We start from the raw sequence: 23,438 nt of genomic DNA on the forward strand, positions 1-23,438 counted from the left end.
CCTTCGGTGTGGGACCGGGCCGCCCGGTGAGGGCGGCCCGTCCGCGTCGAACTCCCCATGGACCTACGGCCGCCCTTCGGTGAGGACGGCGAACACGACCGGGCCGGGGGCGTCCCGCAGGGTCGTGACCAGTGTCGATACGTGGCCGCCTCCGCAGGAGAGCACGGCCCAGGCGCCCCGCGGCTCGGCGGTGAGGGTGACCGGGCCACCGGCCGGCAGTCCCGCGCCCTCCAGCGCCGCGGCGGCGGCCAGCACGCGCGTCGCCGCGGTGCCGTACTCCTCGCCGGTCGCCTCGGCGATCCGCTCGGCCAGCGAGGCGTTCGCGCCGAGCAGCTCGGCCCACTCCTGCGCCGTCCGCTCGGTGACCGCCTCGACGGCCGCGCCGGCGACGCCCTCGGCGACCACGCACAGGGTCACCCCGGCGCCGTGGGCGGCCGAGACGGTACGCCCGTCGTCGGTCAGCGTCCGCCCGCCGGACCCCTGGGCGAGCTCGGCGGCCCGCCCGAGAGCGCGTCCCGCGGCCACGACCGTGCGCTCGGCGCGCGCGGCGTCGTCGTCGGCGCCGGGGAACGGCTCGACGGCGATCGCGGCCCGGGTGCCGGTCAGGTCCTCGTGCGTGCGCTCCAGGTACGACCCGAGCAGCGGGGCGACCCACGGGCCGCGGCCGTCCTTCTTGCGGACCGCCTGCAGGCGCAGGCCCTCCCACCGTTCGACGACCTCTCCCGCGGCGTCGCGCACGGCGATGTCGTAGATGTAGGTGTCGCCCTGGTGGAAGCGCTCGGTGGCGCAGTAGCGGAGCTGTCCGGCGTCGGCCAGCGCCGCGCCGCCGGGCCAGATGCGCTCGATGCCGACCGGCAGCAGGGTCGCGTCGGGGACGCAGACCTGGTTGCCGTGCATGAGCGCGTCCCGCATGCCGGGGTCGCCGAGCAGCAGCTCGCCGGACAGGAACCCGGCGAACCAGTTGCGCGCGTCCAGCGCGGCCACATCCGCGTCCACGTGCCGGGCCGCGGCCCGGTGGTAGCGGCGCAGCCGGTGGAACCGGCCGCCCTGGAACAGCACGTCGCCGTACATCTCGCTCGGCGGGTCCAGCGGCACGGGCGGCAGGCCCGCGCCGACCTGCTCCGGCGGCCCGTCGGGGGCGCCGTCGGCCGTGTAGCGCAGGCGGGCGCGGAAGTGGTCGACCTCGTAGCCCGTCTCGGCGCTGCGGATGGCCACCCGCACCTCGCCGTCGTCCACGACGGTGGCGGCGACGCGGATGGTGGTGCTGCCCTCCGGCGGCACGATGATCGGCCGCAGGAACTCGGCCTCCTCGATGACCGGGGCGGCCTCCTCGCCGGTGGTGGCCGCGGCGACCTGCGCCATGGCCTCCATGCCGAACACCGCGGGGAACAGCAGGTTGCCGTCCAGCAGGTGGTCGGCCAGGTACAGGTCGGTGCCGGCGTTCATCTCGGCCTCGACGACCATCTCGACGCCGTGGTAGCGGATCAGCGGCTTGTCGACGAAGCGCAGCAGCGGCAGCTGCGGCTCCTCGCGGCGGACGGTGTCCACGCCCTCGGCGCGCCCGCTGATCACCACGACCGACGGGGCGTCGGGGTCGGCGACCAGCCGCCGCATGATCTGCACGCCCTGCTCGGGGGTGATCGGCGCGATGCCCTTGCGGGACAGGCCCTCGACCACCGACAGGCGCTCGCCCATGCCGACGTCCGACCAGACCGACCACTCCATGCAGATGGCGCGGCAGTCCTCGTTGGCCTCCCCCACCCCGCAGGTGAGGCCGGCCAGCCAGTCGTTGGCGGTGGAGTAGTGCGCCTCGCCGTGCAGGCCGGCGCGGCCGATGATGCTGCCGAAGGTCACCAGCAGGCGCAGCCGGCCCTGGTCGACGGCGTCCAGCACGTTCCGCAGACCGTCGATCTTGGGGGCGAAGGTGCGCCGGAAGGCGGCCATGTCCAGCGTGGTCAGCCCGCTCGGCTCGTTGCGGCCCGCGCCGTGCAGCACGCCGGTGACCTGCCCGAGAGCGGCCTCCAGCTCGGCGATCCCGGCCCGCACCTGGTCGGCGTCGGTGACATCGGCCCTGGCGTAGTGGACGGCGACCCCGGAGTCGGCCATGCGGCGCAGGTTGTCGGCCAGCTCGGCGTCCTTGGCCGGGTCCGAGCGGCCGAGGACGGCCAGCTTGGCCCCGGTGTCGGTGGCGACGGCCAGCGCGCACTCGGCGGTGATGCCCTTGCCGCCGCCGGTGACCAGCAGCACGTCATCGGCGCCCAGCGGCAGCTCGGTACGCTCGGCGCGCGCCGGCATCGCGCGCAGGGTGGGCACCCGGCGCACGCCCTCGGCGTCGTAGAACGCCTCGGAGAACCGCGTGGTGGCCGCCACCTCTCCCACGACCCAGCCGACCGCCTCGGGCGTCACCGGGACGTGGACGATGGTGGTGCGCAGGTGCGGCGCCTCCAGCTGCAGGGTCTTGGCCAGCCCGGCCGCGCCGCGGTCGTGCTCGACCAGGACGAACCGCGTGCCGGGGACCGCGGCGACCGCCGACTTGGCGGCGAGCAGCGCCTGCTCCAGGTGCTCCTCGGCGCAGTCCGGCGGCAGCGCCACCAGGATGCCCCCGCCGACCTTGCCGCGTTCGAGCGCCTCGCGCAGCGCCCCGGCGAGAGGGGCGTCCCCGGCGGTGTACAGCTGCCAGGGGCCGTTCTCCTGCGGGGAGGTGCGAGGCGGCAGCGGCAGCTCGTCCAGGTCGACCCGGAACGGCCGCGCCCACGGCGCCGCGCCGGCCACCACCGACGGCGCCGCCGCCTCCGCGGTGTCGGCGCCGCCCGCGAGCAGCTCGTCCAGCGCCTCCGACAGCTCCCGCAGGCTGGCGGTGGCCAGGTTGGTCGGGGCCTTGGAGGCGGGCACGCCCAGGCGCTGGGTGGCCTGGTCGATGATGTGCATGACGGTGACCGAGCTGAGGTGCAGCTCGTCCAGCGGCCTGCTGTCGGGGCCCACCATCTCCAGCGGCAGCTCGGCCCGCTCGGCCGCCAGGCGGCGCAGCAGGTCGATGCTGGTCTCGGCACCCTCGCCCGCCGGCTGCGCCGGGGCCTCGCCGGCCACCGGCTCGGCCGGGCGGGCGACGGGCTGCAGGACGGTGCCGGTGATGCTGACCGCCGGAGCCTGCTCGGTGGGGTTCTGGAAGAAGGTGAACGTGGCGCCGACCTCCAGCGGCCGGACCAGCCGGCCGTGGAACAGCTCCTCGTGCACGACCGGCACGCCGGCGACGTACGCCGCGCCGGCCACGCGGAGCAGGCCGGTGAGCGACTCGTCGTCGGTGTCCAGCGCGAGCGCGGGCACGTCGGTGACCGAGGAGGCCAGGTTGCTGAGCACCCGGCCGGGGCCGACCTCGACGAGCAGGTCCATGTCCTTGGCGGCCGTCTCGACGGCCTGGGTGAACAGGACGGGGGCGGTGATCTGGTCGCGCAGCAGCTCCCGCACGTCGGTGTCGGGGGGCAGCGTCACGCCGGTGACGGTGGAGACGACCGGCCGGTCGACCGGGCCGAACTCCTCATCGGCCAGGTAGGACGACAGCGCCTCGGCGGCCGGGGCCACCAGCGGCGAGTGGAAGGCGTGGGACACCGCGAGGCGGGTCCACTTCAGCCCGGCGGCGGTGGCCTTGCGGCCGAACTCCTCGATCGCCTCGACCGGGCCGGCGACGACCGTCTGCTCGGGGCCGTTGTACCCGGCGATGACGACGGGCAGCTCGCCGGTCAGCTCGGTCACCGTGTCCGGCGTCGCGCGGACGCTGGCCATGGTGCCCGAGGCGCTGTGCTCGGTCATGGCCTTGCCGCGGACGCCGGCGACGCGCAGCAGCGCCTCCTCGTCCAGCGCGCCGGCCCAGTGCAGCGCCGAGATCTCGCCCAGGCTGTGCCCGACCGCGACGTCGGCCTCGACGCCGATGATGGACAGGGCGCGCAGCCCGGCCATCGATCCGGTGACGATGCGCGGCTGGGCCACCGCGGTGGCGACCATGTCGCCGCTGGTGGGCAGCGCCGCCTGCAGGTAGATCTCCTCGACCTCGGGGAAGCGCCGGCGCAGCGCGCCGCCGCTGGTGCCCCGTCCCGACCCCTGGCCGGGGAACAGGAAGCCGACCCGGGCCGGCCCTTCGGTGTGGCCGTAGAACGCCTTGCCGTCCGGGGTGAACAGCCGGGTCTCGCCGGAGTCCAGGGCGGCCAGCACCTTGCGGAGCTGGCGCTCGGCGTCCTCGGGCGAGGAGACGACCACCGCGGCGCGGTAGGGCAGGTCGCGCAGGCCGCGCTGGAGGGTCGCGGCGAGGTCGGCGATCTGGGCGTAGGACACCGTGACCACGAAGTCGGCCAGCTCGGCGACCCGCTCGCGCAGGCCGTCGGCGGTGGCGGCGTCGATGAGCAGCAGCTCGGCGTCCTGGAGCGAGGCGGCCAGGGTGCGGGTGCGCGTCGAGAGCGGGGTCCGCTTCCTCGGGCCGGTCTTCTCCAGCACGACGTGGGTGTTGATGCCGCCGAAGCCCATCGCGGTGATGCCCGCGCGCACCGGGGCGCCGGTCGGCCAGGGCTCGGCCTTGCGCAGCGCGCGCAGCGTCGCCCCGTCCCGGGCCAGCACCTCGTGCGGCTCGACGCAGCCGATGGCCGGCGGCAGCACCTGCTCGTGCACCGCCATGGTGGCCTTGATCAGACCGGCGATGCCGGCGGCGGCCTTGGCGTGGCCGATCATCCCCTTGATGGAGGTGACCGCCGCGGGGGCGGCCGAGGCGTCGGCCTCGGCCCTGGCCTCCGACAGCGCCGTCAGCTCGGTGGCGTCGCCGACCGCGGTGCCGGTGCCGTGGCCCTCGAACAGCTCCACGGTCTCGATGCCGAACCCGGCCCGCTCGTAGGCCCGCCGGAGCGCCAGCTTGTAGCCGCTGACCTCGGGCCGGGTCATGCCGCCCTTGCCGTCGGAGGAGATGCCGTAGCCGGCGATGGTGGCGTAGATGCGGCGGCGGGCCTTGACGGCCTCGTCCTCGCGCATCAGCACGATCATGCCGCAGCCCTCGCCCGGCCAGAAGCCGTTGGAGTGCCGGTCGTAGAGCCGGAACTCGCTCTTGGCCAGCGCCCCGGTCTTGGCGAAGCCGACGATCTCGAACGGGTCGATGGACAGGTCCACGCCGCCCGCGATCGCCACGTCGACGTCGCCGTCCTGCAGCGCCTTGCAGGCCGTCGTGACCGACAGCAGCGAGGAGGAGCAGGCGCCGTCGACGATGTAGCCGCCGCCGTTGAGGTCGAAGTAGTTGCAGATGCGGCCGGCGATGGTGTTGGCCAGGCCGCCGGCCAGGGTGTCCTCGTCGATGCCGGGGAACGGGCTCTTGTAGGTCGCCTCCAGGCCGGCCAGGAAGGTGGCCAGCCGGTCGTCGTCCCAGCCCTGGTCCTTGAGCGCGGCGGCGACGGTGCGCTTGACGTACGGCCAGCGCAGTCGCATCACGTTGGCGCGGGTGAACTCGCCGGTCAGGGTGTTGCCGACCACCACGCCGGTACGTTCCCGGGGCAGGCCCTCCGCCCCGGGGAAGCCGGCGTCGGCCAGCGCCTGGCCCGCCATGTCCAGGGCGAGCCAGTGCGTGAGGTCGGTGGAGCGGTACGTGCTGCCGCCGATCTTGTAGCCGACGCGGTCGAACTCGTAGCCCTCGATGACGGCGGCGGTACGCGCGTAGAAGGTGTCGGGGTGCGCCGGGTCGGCGTTCCAGTAGTCCTCCAGCCGCATGCGCACGTCGGGCAGCCTGCGGAACGCGCGCCGGCCGGCGACGGCGTTCTCCCAGAGCTCCCTCGGCGACGCGGCGTCCGGATACCGGCACGCCATGCCGACGATCGCGATCCTGGTCATACCGTGGCGACCTTCTGCTCCGGGGCGGCAACCTGGTCGACGGGGAACTCGGCCACCGCCTGGAGGGCCGCCTGGGCCTCGCGCTGCTCACGCGCCTTGTTGACGAAGTGGACGGCCCAGAAGAACCCGCCGCGGATGGCGCAGACGCCGGCGACGGCGAAGAACAGGGCGTAGGAGATGTGGATGGCGGTCAGCACGCCGTACATGAGGGCGACACCGCCGCCGAAGAGCACCTGGTTGGCCGGGCGCGAGGGGCTCGTACCCGGGTCGGTGATCATGTAGTTGCTGAACAGCACGAACGCGACGCCGGTCATCATGCCGAGCGCGGCGGGGATGGAGGTACCGAACAGCAGGCCGCGCACGATCGACTGGAGGGCGAAGACGCCGACCCAGCCCATGATCAGCGGCATTCTGCCGGTCAGCTTCCCGTTGAGCATCGTGCCACCCAGGATGATCAGGCAGGGGATCGCCCAGTCGAAGAAGGTGTCGGTGTGCTCGGTGAAGTGGTACGGCGGGGCGATGCTGGCCCAGGGGAACAGCAGCAGGATGACCGCGATGCCGAAGTTCGACGGGTTCATGTAGTGCCGCATCCGGCCCTTGACCGGTGCCCGCAGCACCCATTTGGCGCCGACCGCCACCGTGATGCCGAAGATCAGCACCCAGATCTGGTCGTTGACGTAGGTCAGCATGTTCATGGCGAGGCTGGTGATGTGCGCCGGGTAGAGGAAGATCATCAGACCCTTGAAGCCGCCGCCCTTGTACCGCGGCGCGCGGCCCTCCACCTTGGCCCCGATCCACTCAAGGCCGATCTCGATGCTGTAACCGGTGGCCAGGGCGATGAACGGCCACAGCCACGGCTGCTCGAACCCCAGGACCACGTAACCGAAGATGTTGAAGACCGAAATCGAGATCGCGAAGTTGCGCAGGGCGGTGACCACTTTGGGGTCATGGCGCGGCGGCGCCGCCGCGGGCTTGGACTCGGCCACGATGGGCGTTGACTCAGCCATGTCGATCACTTCTCCTTGGCCTGCAGGCCGAGCTCGATCGTGTGCCAGCCCGTGGCGAGCTGGACATCCTGTTCGTGTACCTGGCCGGTGCGGTCGCGCCACTGGAGGTTCACGGTCAGCGGGCCGGTGACGTTCTTGCCGAGGCCGATGTGCACGTCGGTGGAACGCCGGCCGGAGTGACCGCTGCTGCCGTCGACACGGCCGACGTACATGCGCCCGTCCGGCGTCTTGACGCAGACCTGCGCGCCGGTGACCGGCGAGCCGGCCGCGGGGAGCGTGCCCGGGGAGGCGGGGGTGTCACGGAGCAGCTTCAGGCCGAGGTAGGCGCCGGTGTCCGGGCTCTGGTTGGAGTAGAAGACCGGCTCGTCCCACTGGCGGGCGACCGCGAAGTCCAGGCGGCCGTCGCCGTCGGCGTCACCGGTGGCGATGCCGCGGGTCGGCGTGGGGATGGCGAGACCGAGGTCCTTGGCCATGTCGACGTACCGGCCCGAGGGGCCCTTGACGAAGAAGTGCAGCGTCTGGTGCCCGCCGATGTCGTCGCCGGCGCGGGCGTTCGGCCACCAGAACGGGTTCTGCAGCAACTGGTCGTTGGCGGTGGCGAGCTCCTGCAGCTGCGGCCAGCGGTCGGTCTGGCCCTTGACGAAGCCGGTGGCCTGCGCGATCTGCAGCTCGCCCCCGTTGTTGAAGTCGGCCATCTTGATGTCCCAGCCCCAGCCCGACCAGGCGGTGCCGGAGGGCGCGCTCTCGTCCTTGAACGGCGCCACGCCACCGCGCATCTGCGCGGTCAGGTCCGCCTTGTCCTTGGCGGTGTTCATGTACTGGAAGTTGCTCTCCTCGATGCCCCACGAGGTGGTGATGTTGCTGACGAACATGTCGTAGAGGCCGTCGTGGTTCAGGTCGCCGAAGTCGACGCCCATGCCCTTGAAGGAGTCGTTGCCGACCGTCTTGGACTTGGGAATGATCGGCGAGCGCACGCCGGTGACCGGCGAGAGCTTGATGTGCCCCGGCGTGGACCGGTTGTAGAACATGCGGTCCGGACCGAAGTCGTTGGCCAGGTACAGCTCGGGAAGCAGGTCGCCGTCCAGGTCCGCGGCCGCGGCGCCGAGCTCCCAGCCCTTGGAGGCCTCCTCGGGCAGGACGTTGTCGAGGCACTGGTAGGTGACCGAGGGGGTGGCGCCGGTGGAGGAGCCGGTCCAGCGGAAGAAGTAGTCCTCGCCGCCGTTGAGGCCCTCCGACATCGAGTGGTTCATGTGGACGCCGCCCTCGGCGGTCGGGTCCAGGACCGGGCTGTCGGCGAAGTAGTTGCCGATGAAGATGTCGTCGTGGCCGTCGCCGTCGAAGTCGGCGACGGTCGCCGCGTTGGTGTTCCACTCCGCGCCGATGTAGACGCCGTTCTTGGAGTTGGGGCCCGAGACCAGCTCGGTGGGCTGGTAGGCGGTGGCGTCCAGCTTGGTCGCGCCCGGCTTGGCCAGGTAGATGATCGGCGTACGGCCCCACATGTAGACCAGCAGGTCGAGGCGGCCGTCCTCGTTGTAGTCACCGGGGACACAGCCCATGGGCGCCATGTGGTCGTTCATCGGCAGCGGGGCCGGGTTCAGCGCGAACGGCGCGTACCGCGAGCCGCCGGCGCCGGGGGTGGGCGTCACCACGGCCTGGTCGATGCGGGTGTCCACCAGGCACAGGTCGTTGGACAGCCCGTCACCGTCGAGGTCGTTCATCGCGATGGCCGCACCGACCGAGGAGATCCAGGCGTCGATGTGCTCGTAGTCCTTGTTCACCTTGCGGATCGTCTGCTGCTGATAGCCACTGGGCAACGCGATCGACAACGGCTTGAACTGGAACTTGCTGGCGATGGTCGCGGTCTCGGCCGCGGAGTACGACGGCAGGCGGGCGATCAGGAAGACACTCGTGACCAGCACGAGAGCGACGATTCCCGGTAGCTGCCTGCGCAGCCAGCCAAGGGTCGCGGTCACCGGCTAACACCTCCAAGAGAGACGAACTGGTCGGCGATGCGCTGCCGCCACACCTCATAGGCCGGCACATCACCCTGAACTGGCTGATCGGGAATGGAGCCGTTGCTGATCCGCGCCGCCTCCTGCGGCGTCACGCCGCAGAACACCCGCGTCGCCACCTCCGTGGCGGGCACCACCAGGCCGGGCCGCACGCGGGCCTCGGCCGCGAACGCCGACCCCTGCGCGAGCTGGGGGCGGTACGGCCCGGCCAGCTCGGCGAACCTGCGCAACTCGTCCTCGGCCGCGCCGCACGCGTAGGTGGCGGCCAGACCGGTGCCGGCGTACAGGTCGCCGCGGCGGTGCTCGGGGAACTTGGCGATGAGCGAGGAGACCACCTCGACGTCGGTGCCGCCGACGAACCACAACGCGCGGCCGATGCCCTGGTCGATGACCCGGTTGGCGTACGCGGCGGACCCGTCCGGCCACCGGAAGCCGGAGTCCTGGTACTGCCCGTGCACGTACTGGTCGGTCTTGAAGTAGGCCTGGTGGAAGCCGTAGCCGTCCAGCGCCAGCCACCGCAGCAGCGGGTCCGGCAGGTGGATCTTGGACCACAGCATCCGGGGCAGCCGCGCCATGGCCCAGCCCGCGCCGACGTAGATCAGGTAGACCTGCTCGGCGCCCCGTCCGGCGAGGGAGCCGGCCAGCTTGCCGCTGGTGGCGAGCGGAGTGGCGTCGAGGATGGCGTAGGCCATGCCGGCGCCCTCGTAGGCGAAGCCGCGGAACCTGTGGGGGATCTGCTCCAGGCGCTCCTCGGCCTCGGCGGGCGTACGCGCCTCGGCCGCGTACGCGTAGCCGGTGAGGAACATCTCACCGACGGTCTCCAGCAGTTCTCGCGCCGCGTCGTCCTTCACGTGGAAACCGCGCGTCGCGAGTTTCGTCTCGTGTACGCCGGGTGTGATGATACGCCGCCGTAAATTCCTCAGAAGGCCGGCCAATTCCCTCTCCCTCCCCCGGGGGTTTTCCTGCTCCGTGGGGTGATCTGTGTATAGAATGTAGCCATACGGGCGTACTGAAGAGCCACTTCAAACGTGCTCACTCGGTGCCCTGTTCTCCGTGCGGGCATGCGGAAATGCCGTGCGAAATCAACCCGCACGCCGCGGAGAAACGAAATCTCATAATCAGCGGCCCCGGTTTCCCGGGGCCGCGGCATTTCCGCCGGGCGCGTTCGCACGCCGCCGACGGCCTGCGCGGGCCGTTCGGGCGGCGGGCGCCCGGCGGGCGCCCGCTACGTCAGCGGGCGACGCGCTCGGCGGCGGCGCTGAAGTGCGCGCGCACCGCGCGGCGCCACAGCTCGTACGCCGGCACCGCCCCCGGGCCGGCCTCGACGGCGGTGGCGTCGGCCAGCGCGACGGCCGCCGGCATCGACAGGCCGGCGAGCACCGAGGCGGCGACCTCGGTGTGCTCGGGGACGAACCCGGAGAAGTCCCGCGCCTTGGCGGCGAAGACCGAGCCCTGGGCCAGCTCGGGCAAGTACTCTCCCGCCGCGTCGCGCAGCGCGGCCAGCCCTTCGGCGGTGGACCCGCCGGCGAACGTGGCCGCCAGCCCGACGCCGCTCCACAGGTCGGGCCGCCGCCCGGAGGCGAAGCCCGCCACCCGGGCGGCGATGCCGGGGACGTCGCCACCGTGGATGAACCACAGGGCGCGGCCGATGCCCTGGTCGACGGCGCGCAGGAAGTAGTCCGGGTCGCCCTCCCAGGCGTAGGGGGCGGGGACGCGCTGCTCGTCGACCCAGCGGCGGGTCTCGAAGTAGGCCCGGTCGAAGCCGTAGCCGTCGACGGCCAGCCAGCTCATCGTGGGGTAGTACGCCGACCCGCTGAGGTCGGGCATGACCTTCTTCCACAGCGGACGGGGCAGCCGGGCCATGGCGAAGCCGATGCCGATGTAGGTGAGGAAGATGTGCGGCTGTCCGGGGCCGAGCAGCAGGTCTCGGGTGCGGTGGCCGCGCCCGCCCGCCATCGCGTCCAGCACGGTGAAGGCCATGGTCGCGCCCTCATAGGCGAAGCCGAGCATCTCGGGGTTCACCAGGCCGAGGCGGCGCTCGACCTCCCACTGGTCGCGTGCGTCGATGCCCCACTCGAAGCCGCAGATCACCGCCTGCGGGATCGCCTCCAGCTTGCGCGTCGCGTCCGAGGGCACGGCGGGGAAACCCCGTGCGCCGAATGTCACCTCGGCCAGCGATGGAGTCAGCACGAGCCTGCGCAGAGAACCGATCAAGGTAGGCATAATGCTCCTCGTCTTCACCGTCGGCCAATTGACGGTTCCATACCCCGCCGAACCATTTCATGGTGATATGCCGGACGGTTAAGCGACATCTCCCGTATTGCCAAGCTCGGTGGACCTATTTGAATCTGGGGATGACCGCGGGCGAGCAGGGGTGATGGCGCCCGGACCCGGAGCGGCCCGATGTCGTGGCCACGGGGAGCCGCTTGATCGAAAGGCGCCGGCCGGGTGAAATCCGATGCCGAGCGGTGCGGCATAAGGCTCAGCGGGGGCCGGGGAAAGGCACGATGGCACGGCGCGGCCGCCGCCGGAATGGAACGGCATCCGCCGTCCAGCGAGGACGGACGGCCTACGGCAGGCGCTCGCCGCCGTGATCGCCGGGCCGCGTACGACCGCACAGATCGCACTGCGGCGCGCGGCCGGCGCCCTGGACGCCGCGCTCACCGGCGCCCACCCTGGGCGCCCGGCGGCGGTCGGCTTGGACGGACGCGTCGCGGCGGGCCGTCAGCCGGCCCAGCCGCTGATCCGCCAGGCCGCGGGGTTCGCCGAGGGAACGGCCGGCCTGCGGACCTTGTGGAGGCCGTCCTGCCAGGCCGTGACGGCCTCCGCCGGGACCTCCTCCTCGGCGGCCAGGCGCACCCGCGCGGCGCGGGCGGACAGCGCCGTGATGAGCGCCGCCAGCTCCTCGGCCGTCGGATTTCCCCGCACGACCTTCAGATAGAAATCCTGCGCCACGTCGACCCTCCCGGAATCGAACACCTCCCGCAAGCGTCACACCCGGCCGAAAGGCGGCACAACTTCACGAATGCGCACCTGGAACCGGCGGTCGCCGCCACGGCCGATCCTGCGGACCGGTGTCACGCCGCCGGATCAGGCGGGGCATCACCACCTCGGGCAGGCGCCGGGTGCACGCGAAGAAGCCGGGTGGCCACGGTCGTGCCGGGCCACCCGGCTCCGGGTGTCGTGGATCGATAGATGGCGCCGGATCAGTCGACGGTCGCCAGGTCGGGCTCGACGTCGCGCTCGGCGGCGGGCGCGGCGTCGGGCGCGGCGTCGGGGGCCGGCGCGGGCTGGTCGGTGCGGCGCAGGATGGTGACGGAAAGGATCGCCAGGCCGATGAAGATGGCGGCGCCCACGGCGGCGACCACGTTGAGGCCGCTGGTGAAGGCGGTGCGGGCGACCTCGGTCAGCCCGCCGGCGAGCCGGCCGGGGAGCTGCTGGGCGGCGCTCAGGGCTGCGGTGATGCTCTGGCTCGCGGTCTGCGCCGCGCCGGCGGGCAGGCCGGCGGGCAGGTGGTCGCCCAGCTGGGTGCGGTAGACGAACGTGGCCAGGCTACCGAGGGCCGCCACACCCATGGCGACGCCGAACTCACCGCTGGTCTGGCTGATCGAGGCGGCCGAGCCGGCCTTCTCCGGCGGCACGGAACCCATGATCAGGTTCATGGTCAGCGACATCGGGAAGGCGATGCCGAAGGCGGCCAGCACCAGCCCGGTGACCAGCCAGGGCAGGCCGCCTGCCGCGGGAACCTGGCTGTGGACGACCAGGCCCGCTCCGGCGATGACGAGACCGGCGGCGATGACGTACGCCGGGCGGATCTTGCGGGCCAGCGCGGGGGCGGCCATGGAGCCGACGACCATGGCGATGTTCTGCGGCAGCAGCCACATGCCGGAGTTCAGCGGACCGAGGCCCTGGACGGTCTGCAGGTACAGGCTCGACAGAAGGGTGGTGCCGGCCATCACGATGCCGGCCATCAGCATGACGCCCATCGCGGCGCTGAAGTTCCGGTTGGCGAACAGGCGGAGGTCCAGCAGCGGGCTGGCGAGCCTGCGCTGACGGGACACGAAGACGACGCCGATCGCGATGCCGATGACCAGCGCCGCGACCGGCAGCGGCTGGACGCCGTTGCGGGCGAGCTCCTTGAGCCCGTAGATGGCGGGGAGGATCGCGGCGAGCGAAAGGGCGACGCTCGCCAGGTCGAGGCGGCCGGCGTTCGGGTCGCGGTACTCGGGCAGCAGGCGGGGGCCGACGATGAGCAGGAGCACCATGACCGGGACGCCGAGCAGGAAGGCCGAGCCCCACCAGAAGTGCTCCAGCAGTGCCCCGCCGACCAGCGGGCCGACCGTCATGCCCCCCATGAAGCAGGCGAACCAGATGCCGATGGCGGTGCCCATCTGCTTGGGGTCCTTGAAGATGTTGCGGATCAGCGCCATGGTCGAGGGCATCAGCGTGGCGCCGGCGATGCCGAGCAGGGCACGGGAGGCGATCAGCATCTGCGGGCTGACCGAATAGGCCGCGAGCACCGAGGCGACGCTGAAGACCGAGGCGCCGATGAGCAGCAGCCTGCGACGGCCGATGCGGTCACCCAGCGTCCCCATGGTGACCAGGAACCCGGCCAGCATGAACGAGTAGATGTCCAGGATCCACAGCTGCTGGGTGGAGTCGGCGTGCAGGCTCTCGCTCAGGTGCGGCACGGCCAGGTAGAGCACGCTGATGTCCAGAGAGGTCAGCAGGGTGGGCAGGGCCAGCACCGCCAGCCCGGCCCACTCGCGCCGCCCCGCCTGCAGGCCGGGACCGGCCTCCAGGTTCGCCTTCATCGCATATTCCTTTCGTCATCGTGGTCCACGACGTGCTCTGCTCGCTCTCGGACTCGTGCGGCATCGCCCACCTTGCTCGGCTCGATGCCATGACGCCGCCGACGTCGCGATCCGCGAGGGTCGTCCGCCGGACGCCGGCGTGTGCCCAGCCGGTGGTCACATCCGCCTTGTCGCTCGAATCACGGAAGGACCGCGTAAATGATCATGATGCCGCGCATCCTCCCTCGGGTCGTCGCGGGCGACAGGGCGCCACCGAGGTCCGGAGGAGGGCCGTTCGAGCAGGGTACGGATCGGCACCCGGCTCGGGAACAGGACGAACAGTCACTGTGACCCACTGTAAGCGCCCCGAGTCGGATCGTCCTTCTTCTGAATTGCCATATGACGTCGCCACCTGCGTTGACGAGGTGCACCCCGTCCCCCTTTTCGGACAGACCAACGGCCTGCCGGGGCTGCGAGGAACAGCAATCACGAAGATGTGGCACGGCGCGCCCGGATGTGACGCTGACCGCATGGCCGAGACGAAGATGAGCCGGGCTCGAACACCGGTGGTGGCATGAACCCTGCCCCGACACAACGGCTCCCCGGCGCCGGGACGTGCGTGGTGCCCGCCGAGCACCAGGCCGCCTTGACGTGAATCACCCTGCTCCACGGCACCTCTTCCGGAGTGCGGACTTCTCCTCCCCCGGCGGCCCGGGCGTGAAGAGAGCACTTTGCGACATGCGCGGCCGGCATGGGGATGCGAGGGTCTAGTCCTGTTATTCGGAGGGCTGCCGCTTCCTGGCGACGTGCAGGCATTCCTGGCGGCCCTTGACCCCGTTCAAGCCGGCCGGAAGTGAAGGTGCGTCACATGGTGGATTTACCATTATCCGCGAGTTCCCCTCCCCCCACTCGACCATTACGGCTCCCGTCGCTGACGGGAATGCGGTTCGTCGCCGCGTTTCTGGTCTTCCTCACCCACGGCATCGACGCGAATCTGTTCGCCTCGGCGGGTGCGCGTGGCACGTACATGTCGGTCGTCCTGATCGCCGGACTGGCGGCGGTCACCTATTTCTTCATCCTGAGCGGCTTCATCCTCACCTACGTCCAGCGGGCCACCGACTCCGCCAAGTCGTTCTGGTGGCGCCGCTTCCTGAAGATCTACCCGAACCATCTGGTCACCCTCGTCGGCGCCCTGCTGCTGGTGAGCTTCGTGATGAAGCAGACCATCGACGGCGGGACCGCGGCACTGCACTTCCTGCTGATCCAGTCGTACTTCCCGCAGTTCGAGCTCAGGGCGATCTTCAACGGCCCGGCGTGGTCGCTGTCCTGCGAGGTGCTCTTCTACCTCTGCTTCCCGCTCCTGGCCCGCTCCATCGGCCGCATCCGTCCTGAGCGGCTGTGGGCGTGGGCGGGGATCGTGGTGGCCGCCATCTTCGCCATGCCGCTGGTGGCCAAGGTGATCCTGCCGGCCCAGCCGCCGATGCCCGGCTTCGGCATGACGGAACTGGAGTTCTGGTTCGTCGCGCAGTTCCCGCCGGTGCGGATGCTGGAGTTCGTCCTCGGCATCATCCTGGCCCGGATCGTCCTGACCGGCAGAAGGATCCCGGTGAGCCTTCCCTCGGCGGCGGCGCTGGCCGTCGCCGTTTACGTCATGACCCCGCTGTTCCCGCTGAGCTACAACGTCGTGGCCGTCGAGGTCATCCCGCTCGGCCTCGTCATCGCCGCCGGTGCGGCGAGGGACGCGAGTGGCCGGCGGAGCTGGCTCGGCAGCCGCCCCATGGTGTGGCTCGGCAACGTGTCCTACGCCATGTTCATGGTGCACTACCTGATCCTCGTGTACGTCCGCCAGTTGTTCGGCTCACCCGAGGGCTGGAGCACCCCGATGGGCTTCGTCATGCTGGGAGTGCTGTTCGCGATCACCCTGGTGCTGTCCTGGATGCTGTTCCGGCTGGTCGAAGATCCGATCATGAAGCGCTTCGCCTCGTCGAAGCCGCGCCCACGGCACGCCGCTCCCCCTCCGCCACCGGCCGGGGGTCCGCCGGCGGAGACGTCCAAGCCGGTCGCGTCCGCCGCGCCGTCGATCGTCCCCTGATAACCGTCCTGCCACGGGGAACACCGGGCCGCCTGCTCTCAGAGCCGGCGGCCCGCGTGACGTCAAGGAGTGATGGCGACCATCACCTCGGCGCGACCTCGCGTTCTCCGGCCATGGCGACGACGGCCGCGTGGCCGAACGCATCGGCGAACCGGCACCCGCCCAGATGCCGATGGCGGAGGCCCGTCGCCTGCCGTCGCGGAACATGTCGCGGACGAGCGAGAGCAGCGTTGACAGGCCGATCCGGTCACCGAGGCCGCCCATCGTGACCAGGAAGCCCGCCACCATGAACCCGCGGACGTCCACGAGCCACGACCGCTCGGTGCCCGCGAGGTGAAGCGAGGCGGCTCGTCCCGCCCCGGACTTCCCATCGCTCACGTTGCCGTCCTCACCGCAAGACACACGTTATTTCCGGTCAGCCGCTCGGTATCCGGCCGGAGTCAGTGAACTTGACACCTTGTCTCCACAGCATTCTCGCGCCGCGCGCTCGTCCGCACTTCTTCCAGACGGCTCTATGCGGTGGCTTCCTGATCGCCGGGCCGCGGTCAAGGGGACCGCCCGGCAGGAAATGGACTCCGCCCGGCAGGTTGCTGCCCGCCATTCCTCTGTCCGGGCGCCGGGGGCCGGTCGCACAGTGGATTGTGCGAGCTCACTTCGCTCCCGGAAAGAAGGGTCGTCCATTGTCGAACGCCGTCGCCTTACCGATACGTGTGCTTGCCGACCGGTCGCCCCCCGAATTCGGCGGTGAGCCCGAGCACAGAGTTGGTCATGCGAGCAAATCCCCTAACGGAAGAAGGTTGAGTATGTCCAATGCCCTTGCCCTGCCCGTCCGCTCCGAGGTCTCGCTCGACGTCTCCGACCTGCCGGAGACCGCGGGCCTGTCCTGTGGTCTCGAATGGCCGGCCCGCCCTCCGCTCGTGCCGTTGGGAGAACCGAGCCCGAGCCGAGCGCATATCGCCTTGAACACCGATGAGCCGGGCATTCGCGGGCTGTTCCGGTTCCGGCCGGAGGCGGCGCTGCCGTTGAACGCCCTGTCAGAGGTGCTCTTGTGCGGCGACAGCACGTTGACCCGCGGGGAGCGCGAGCTGATCGCGGCGTACGTCTCGGCGCTCAACCAGTGCCGGTTCTGTTTCTACACGCACGCGGCCTTCGCGGCCGTGCGCTCACCTGATGGCATGATGCTGGTCGAGCACGTGTGCGCGGACCTGTCCTCCGCACCGGTGTCGGAGAAGATGCGCGCGCTGCTGGCGATCGCCGGGGCGGTACAGGAGAGCGGCAAGAAGGTCACCGAGGAGCAGGTGGCCGCCGCGCGCGCGGCGGGCGCGACCGACGTCGAGATCCACGACGCGGTGCTCATCGCCGCCGCGTTCTGCATGTACAACCGCTACGTGGACGGGCTGGCGACCTTCGCACCGGACGACCCGGCGGTGTACGCGGCGCGGGCGAAGATGGCGAACGGCTATCTCGCCGTCTTCGCCGCCGAGACCCAACCGCAGCCATGAGCCCGGCACGCGAGCCGCCCGCGTGGCGCCGGCAGGGGGCCGGCGCCGCGCGGGCGGCCAAGAGCCGAACGGTCCGGCCGTGCCCGAGGACGGTTACGGCCGGACCGTTCAGACGGTCGAAGGGGCAGCCGGTCGAACGGCCGGCCTGCCGGACCGGTCAGGCGAAGAACTCGTCGATGACGTGCGTGTCGTACGGGAAGCTCCACCGCTCGGTGATCTTGCCGCCGGCCAGGTGGAACACATGGACGCCACGCTCGTCCAGGAGCTTGCCGTCCCGTTCACCCCTGATGCGCAGCAGCGCGGCCACGTGCCCGTCGTCGGCGAGGAAGGTGTACGGCTCGTACTGCAGCGAATTGTCGGTGTGCTGGGCGAGTTTTCCCAGGTAGCCGAGCACTTCTTCCTTGCCGTTGTAGTCACCTGCCAGCGGGCCCCGCCCGGGGACGTGGAACGACACGTCGTCGGCGAGCAGACTGTCGCGGATGTGGTCCAGATCGCTCTTGGCGATGGCGTCGTAGATCTCGCGGACCGGATTGACGTTCGGGTGTTCTGACATGGACGGCCTCCTCATGATGGTGCGGATCGTCAGGGGGCGACGTGGTGACGCTACGCCGCCGCTTCAGCCGCGAACAAGGGAGTGAGAAGACACTTACCTTATGGCCATACCGGTAAGGACAATTCAATTTAGGGGGTCCGATCAAGCCGGTTAGGGGTGACCGAAAACACCCATTGACAGGGGGGTGGTCGTATGGCGAGCATGAACGATTGGCAGGGGGAATGCGCACCTCCGGCCATCCGTCATGCCCCGACTGCAGCACCGGCGAGGGAAGTCACCATGCCCCACATCACCCTTACCACCGATGAACCCGGCATTCGGGGCCTTTTCCGGTTCCGTCCGGAAACCGCCCGGCCGCTCAACGAGCTGGTCGAGGTGCTGCTGCGCCGTGAGAGCACGCTCACTCCCGGTGAGCGCGAGCTGATCGCCGCCTACGTCTCGGCGCTCAACGCGTGCCGCTACTGCTACTCCTCGCACGCCGCCTACGCCGCGGCCCAGCTCCCCGGCGGCATGGAACTGGTCGAGCAGGTGCGCGACGACCTCCAGGCCGCCCCGGTCTCCGCCAAGCTCAAGGCCCTGCTGGTCATCGCCGCCGCCGTGCAGCGCAGCGGGCGCGAGGTCTCCGAGCAGGACGTCGCCGCCGCCCGGGCCGAGGGCGCGACCGACCTGGAGATCCACGACACCGTGCTCATCGCCGCCGCGTTCTGCATGTACAACCGCTACGTGGACGGGCTCGCGACGATCGCCCCCGACGACCCGGCCTCCTACGCCGCGCGCGCCAAGCGCATCGTCTCCGACGGCTACCTCGGCCTGCTGGCCGAATCGCAGCGCGACTCCTGACGGCAGCACCGCCGCCCGGCCCCGGCCGGGTGGCGGCACACCCCCCTGCCGTGCGGAGCGGAGCGCGGCGCCCGCTCCTCCGGCGTGTACCACCCGACCCCCGCGGAGGACCCAATGGCCAGCCACTCGAGCGCATTACCCCACCGGAGCGACCTGCTCACCTCGCTCAACACCGAACACCACCGCCTCGGGCTGAACGTGTTCCTGGCCATCGTGATCGCCCACTGGGCCGAGCACGTTGTCCAGGCGATCCAGATCTACGCCCTCGGCTGGCCGATCCCCGAGGCCCGCGGCGTGCTCGGGCTGTTCTTCCCGTGGCTGGTCACCTCCGAGTGGATGCACTACGGGTACGCGCTGCTCATGCTGGTGGGCCTGATCGTGCTGCGGCGCGGCTTCACCGGCCGGGCCCGCACCTGGTGGAGCATCTCGCTCGGCATCCAGGTCTGGCACCACCTGGAGCACCTGCTCCTGCTGCTGCAGGCGCTGACCGGGAACAACCTGCTGGGCCGGCCGGTGCCGACCAGCATCATCCAGCTCCTGGTCCCCCGGGTCGAACTGCACCTGTTCTACAACGCGATCGTCTTCATCCCCATGGTGGTCGCGATGTGGCTGCACCGCCGTCCCACGCCCGCCGAGCGCGCGCAGATGCGCTGCAACTGCGCCGTCGTGCCGGCCTGACTCCGTGACAGCCGAGGCGCCGGACGGGCGCGTACACCGCTATCTGATCATCGGAGCCGGGCCGGCCGGGCTGCAGCTCAGCTACTACCTGCAGCGGGCCGGCGCCGACTACCTCACCCTGGAGCGCGAGGACTCCCCCGGCGGCTTCTTCCGCCGCTTTCCGCGCCACCGCAGGCTGATCTCCCTGAACAAGGTGCACACCGGCGAGAAGGACCCCGAGATCCTGCTCCGCTGGGACTGGAACTCCCTGCTCAGCGACTCGCCGGACCTGATGTTCCCCCACTACTCGCGCGAGTACTTCCCCTGCGCCGACGACCTGGTGCGCTACCTGGCCGACTTCCAGCGCGGGCACGACCTCAACGTGCGGTACTCCACACCGGTCGAGCGGCTGGAGAAGACCGGCGGGGTGTTCCTCGCGCACACCGCCGGAGGCGAGGTGTTCCGCGCCGAATGCCTGATCGTCGCCACCGGCTGGGGCGGGCCCAACATCCCCGACATCCCGGGCATCGAGCTGGCCATGGGGTACGAGGACGTCCCGATGTCGGGCGAGACGTTCACCGACAAGCGCGTGCTCATCATCGGCAAGGGCAACTCGGCGTTCGAGACCGCCCAGTCGATGCTCGGCGAGGCCGCGATCATCCACCTGGCCAGCCCGAGCCCGGTCACGCTGTCGTGGACCACCAAGCACCCGGGCCACGTGCGCGGCCAGTACGGCGCCCTGCTGGACAGCTACTGGTTCAAGACCCTGCACGGCGTGCTGGAGTGCACCGTCGACCGGCTGTGGCGCGAGGGCGACGTCTACAAGGCCGCGATCACCTACACGCTGGCCGAGGGCGAGACGGCCGAGCTGGAGTACGACGCGGTGATCCGCTGCACCGGGTTCACCATGGACACCGGCGTCTTCGACGACTCCTGCCGCCCGGAGCTCGCCCCCAACGGCCGGATGCCCGCCATCGGCCCGGACTTCCAGTCGGCCAACGTCGACGGCATGTACTTCGCCGGCACGCTCATGCAGGCCCGCGACTTCAAGCGGGCGTCCTCGGCGTTCATCGACGGGTTCCGCTACAACCTGCGCACCATGGCCGCGCTGCTGGCCGAGCGGTACGAGTCCACCCCGCTCGACCGGCAGGTGCTGCCGCGCGACGCCGACCGGCTGACCGCCACCATGCTCGACCGGGTCAACTGGAGCTCGGCGCTGTGGACCCAGTTCGAGTACCTGTGCGACGTGTACGTCCTGGACGAGGACGCCGGGGTGGTCGTGCACTACACGGACCTGCCGGAGGACTACGCGGTCGAACGGTTCGCCGCCCACCCGCTGGTCTTCACGGTCACACTGCGCTGGGGGCGTGACCGGCATGAGGACGTGTTCGCCATCAAGCGCCACCCGACGCCCGAGCGGGCGCACGAGAGCGCCTTCCTGCACCCGGTCGTCCGGGTGTGGCAGCACGGCGAGCAGGCCGGCGAGCGGCACCTGCTGGAGGACCTGCTCGCCCAGTGGCGCGACCCCGTCCGCCACGTCGCCCCGCTCAGATCCTTCCTCGCCCCCTACCTGTAAGCCTCCGTGGGGCCCCGGGCCGTCCGCCCGGGGCCCCACGAGGCTCCAGGCCGTCAGGAGACCGGCACGAGCGTGTCGATCAGGTGGTCGACGACGTCGGGGAACAGGCCGCGGCGCGCGTGGGCGGCGCGCTGCCGGGCGGCGCCGGTGCCGGTGACCCTCAGCCGGGCGAGCCGTTCGGTGACCAGTTCCAGGTCACCGGTGGCCTCCAGGCCGGGACGGATGTGCGCGAGCAGCACCTCCGGCAGCTCGTCGGCGGGGCGCAGGCGGCCGGTGACCGGGTCGGCGCCGTGCCCGTCCAGCCCGTCGCGAGCCGCCCGCCAGTAGGCGACGCGCAGCCGCTCGGCCGCGAGCCGCGGCCCGGGGTCGCCGCGCTCGACCTTCTCCAGCGACACCATCACCAGCGCGCGCACGATCGCCGCGAGCAGCGCGGACTCCTCGGCGGTGGCCGGCACGTCGGTCACCCTGACCTCCAGGGTGGGCAGCCGGGCCGAGGGCCGCACGTCCCAGAAGATCGTCCCGGGGTCGACCAGCGCCCCCAGCTCGGTGAGCGCGGCGATCGTCGCGTCGAACTCGTCCAGCGAGCCGAAGTACGGCGGCGGGCCGGCCACCGGCCACTTGCCCCACGACAGCGTCCGCCAGCTCGCGTAGCCGGTGTCGCGGCCGGTCCAGTACGGGGAGTTGGCCATCAGCGCGATGAGCACCGGCAGCCAGGGCCGCAGGTGGTTGCCCACCAGGACGGCGCGCTCGCGGTCGGGCAGATGGACGTGGACGTGGCCGGCGCAGATGCTCTGCTCATCGTGCAGTGAGCGGTAGTTCGCGATGCCGATCTCGTACCGCGGGTCCTCGGTGATCGGGGGCGGGACGGCCTCGCCCAGCACCGGCGTACCGGAGGCGACCAGGGCCAGGCCCTCCTCGCGCGCCGCCGCGGCCACCGCGCGGCGCATCTCGCGAAGCTGGCGCTCCAGCTCTCCGATGCCCGCGCAGGGGGCGGTCTTGGCCTCGACCTGCAGCCGGGTGATCTCGGCGCAGACCCGGTCGCCCATCTCCGCGGCGGCCCGGGTGACGACGCGGGCCGCCCACGGGCTGACCTCCCGCGTCACCGGGTCGACGACCAGGTACTCCTCCTCCACTCCCATCAGGGGGCATAGCGCGTCGAAGGGCACCGGCTGGGGTGCGTCCACGATGGCCGTCATCATCTACTCCAGTGAGGGCTTTCCAGATCGCCCGCGCCCGCGGGCTCACGTACCGAATGACGCCACGCTACCGATCCAGATCTTCACTAGGGGCCGCAATGGGGTCCCGGCACACCGAACCGGGGTCGCCCCGGGGACACGGCGAAAGCACATCACGGGACGAACCGGTCGACGGTGACCAGAGCACGTTCTGCGCGGGTCTCACCGGTGATCGACCAGGAGCAAGGTGAGGACTCTGTCGCGCAACGGAGACCTGTGCATCATCGGCACCCTATGTAGAGTTCTAGTCATGCCGAACGTCCCGCCGACGCCCTCCCCGGTGCACCCGGTGCTGGGCGCGCTCCCCACCCCGCCACCGGCCGGCCAGGCACGCCTGATCGAGCGCGCCTACACCGTCGCCGCGTACTGGCACCGGGGCCAGACCCGCCGCAACGGCGACCCGTACATCACCCACCCGCTCGCCGTCGCCGCCATCCTCGCCGGGCTGGACATGGACCACGAGGTGCTGTGCGCCGCCCTGCTGCACGACGTGCTGGACGACACCGCCTGCCCGCCCGCGCAGATCGCCGCCGAGTTCGGCTCCGGCGTCCTGGCCCTGCTCAACCGCCTCACCCTGATCGACGACCCCGCCCGCCGCCCGGACGGATGGGCGAACGCGACCGACGCGCGCGTACTGGCCCTCAAGCTGGCCGACCGCCTGCACAACCAGCGCACGCTCGCCTTCCTGCCCCCGGCCAAGCAGCGGGTGAAGTCGCGGGAGAGCCTGGAGGTCTTCGTCCCCATCGCGCGGCGGCTCGGCATGGAGGGCGTCGGCCGGGAGCTGGAGGAACTGGCCACCGCGACCGTCCTCACCCTGGACCGCCTCGGCGAGGACGGCGGTGTGCCCGCGCGCGCCCGGCGCGGCGCGAGGGACGGCGCCGGCATGACGTTCCGCGCGCTCTCCCTGGCCGCGACGCTGCTGCCGGCCGCGTCCCGGGCCCGCTGGCTGGAGGAGTGGCACGCCGACCTGCACGCCCTGCCCACCCGCCGCGCCCGCCTCCGCCACACCGCCCACCTGATCGCCGCCATGCCCCGCATCTCCCACACCCTCCGCCACCCCCGTTGATGCCGGATCTCGCCAAGGATGTCCCACAGCCGCCGCGGCCGCCCAGACGGCGTCCCGAATGTGATCGACGCCCGAGGGCGCGGCATGGCCCGCGGGGCTGCGGAGGCCAGGACCTGTCCGCAGGACGATCCCCGGCCACCGCGAAGTGACGGAGCGTCTTCAGCACCATTGACCGGCCCGCGGTGTGGGTGGTTCGCGGGCCGGCCGGGGTGGGGGTTGTCAGTTGATGACGGCGAGGCGGGTGATGAT

15 protein-coding genes are annotated in these 23,438 nt (G+C 71.3%); 6 read left to right on the plus strand and 9 right to left on the minus strand.

Annotated features, from left to right (window positions below):
• Positions 1-63: 63 nt before the first annotated feature.
• From IEY93_RS18350 to IEY93_RS18380, 7 genes are all read right to left on the minus strand, one after another.
• A complete protein-coding gene (locus IEY93_RS18350; protein WP_189164301.1) occupies positions 64-5,856 on the minus strand; it encodes a type I polyketide synthase in 5,793 nt (1,930 codons plus the stop codon).
• Complete coding sequence (locus IEY93_RS18355) at positions 5,853-6,863, minus strand: enediyne biosynthesis protein (RefSeq protein WP_189164302.1); 1,011 nt, start codon at positions 6,861-6,863, stop codon at positions 5,853-5,855. The genes IEY93_RS18350 and IEY93_RS18355 overlap by 4 nt, the downstream gene beginning before the upstream one ends.
• 5 nt (positions 6,864-6,868) lie before the next feature.
• Positions 6,869-8,836, minus strand: coding sequence for a CRTAC1 family protein (locus tag IEY93_RS18360; RefSeq protein WP_189164303.1), 1,968 nt, complete (start codon positions 8,834-8,836; stop codon positions 6,869-6,871).
• Positions 8,833-9,810: a DUF1702 family protein gene (locus IEY93_RS18365; protein WP_189164304.1), complete on the minus strand. Its 978-nt coding sequence runs from the start codon at positions 9,808-9,810 to the stop codon at positions 8,833-8,835. Before IEY93_RS18365 ends, IEY93_RS18360 begins: the two co-directional genes overlap by 4 nt.
• Before the next feature lie 295 nt (positions 9,811-10,105).
• Positions 10,106-11,098, minus strand: coding sequence for a DUF1702 family protein (locus IEY93_RS18370; RefSeq protein ID WP_189164305.1), 993 nt, complete (start codon positions 11,096-11,098; stop codon positions 10,106-10,108).
• 501 nt (positions 11,099-11,599) lie between these two features.
• Entirely contained in the window at positions 11,600-11,830 is a 231-nt protein-coding gene (locus IEY93_RS18375; RefSeq protein WP_189164306.1) for an acyl-CoA carboxylase subunit epsilon, read from the minus strand.
• 251 nt (positions 11,831-12,081) lie between these two features.
• Positions 12,082-13,689 (minus strand): MFS transporter, encoded by a 1,608-nt coding sequence (locus IEY93_RS18380; protein WP_189164307.1) that lies wholly within the window; start codon positions 13,687-13,689, stop codon positions 12,082-12,084.
• A gap of 919 nt (positions 13,690-14,608) precedes the next feature.
• On the opposite strand from IEY93_RS18380, the gene IEY93_RS18385 reads away from it, so the two are divergent.
• Both IEY93_RS18385 and IEY93_RS18390 read left to right on the plus strand, forming a co-directional pair.
• A complete protein-coding gene (locus IEY93_RS18385; RefSeq protein WP_189164308.1) occupies positions 14,609-15,760 on the plus strand; it encodes an acyltransferase family protein in 1,152 nt (383 codons plus the stop codon).
• An 803-nt stretch (positions 15,761-16,563) separates the two neighbouring features.
• The gene (locus IEY93_RS18390; RefSeq protein ID WP_189164309.1) at positions 16,564-17,262 is read left to right on the plus strand and encodes a carboxymuconolactone decarboxylase family protein; all 699 of its coding nucleotides are present in this window, start codon (positions 16,564-16,566) and stop codon (positions 17,260-17,262) included.
• A gap of 157 nt (positions 17,263-17,419) precedes the next feature.
• Here the strand turns inward: IEY93_RS18390 and IEY93_RS18395 are convergent, their stop codons facing one another.
• A complete protein-coding gene (locus IEY93_RS18395; protein WP_189164310.1) occupies positions 17,420-17,815 on the minus strand; it encodes a nuclear transport factor 2 family protein in 396 nt (131 codons plus the stop codon).
• Positions 17,816-18,094: 279 nt separating this feature from the next.
• Here IEY93_RS18395 and IEY93_RS18400 point away from each other — a divergent pair, with 279 nt between their 5' ends.
• From IEY93_RS18400 to IEY93_RS18410, 3 genes are all read left to right on the plus strand, one after another.
• Positions 18,095-18,655: a carboxymuconolactone decarboxylase family protein gene (locus IEY93_RS18400; protein WP_189164311.1), complete on the plus strand. Its 561-nt coding sequence runs from the start codon at positions 18,095-18,097 to the stop codon at positions 18,653-18,655.
• A gap of 114 nt (positions 18,656-18,769) precedes the next feature.
• Positions 18,770-19,333, plus strand: coding sequence for a hypothetical protein (locus IEY93_RS18405; protein WP_189164312.1), 564 nt, complete (start codon positions 18,770-18,772; stop codon positions 19,331-19,333).
• 4 nt (positions 19,334-19,337) lie between these two features.
• Entirely contained in the window at positions 19,338-20,888 is a 1,551-nt protein-coding gene (locus IEY93_RS18410) for an NAD(P)-binding domain-containing protein (RefSeq protein WP_189164313.1), read from the plus strand.
• A gap of 53 nt (positions 20,889-20,941) precedes the next feature.
• Here IEY93_RS18410 and IEY93_RS18415 read toward each other — a convergent pair whose 3' ends face one another.
• Positions 20,942-22,084 carry a carboxylate-amine ligase gene (locus tag IEY93_RS18415; RefSeq protein ID WP_189164314.1) on the minus strand — a complete coding sequence of 381 codons (1,143 nt, stop codon included), beginning with the start codon at positions 22,082-22,084 and terminating at the stop codon, positions 20,942-20,944.
• A gap of 289 nt (positions 22,085-22,373) precedes the next feature.
• On the opposite strand from IEY93_RS18415, the gene IEY93_RS18420 reads away from it, so the two are divergent.
• On the plus strand, positions 22,374-23,189 hold the full coding sequence (locus tag IEY93_RS18420; protein WP_189164315.1) for an HD domain-containing protein: 816 nt from the start codon (positions 22,374-22,376) through the stop codon (positions 23,187-23,189).
• Positions 23,190-23,438 lie beyond the last annotated feature (249 nt).

This window comes from Sphaerisporangium melleum, assembly GCF_014646695.1.
GTDB lineage: Bacteria > Actinomycetota > Actinomycetes > Streptosporangiales > Streptosporangiaceae > Sphaerisporangium > Sphaerisporangium melleum.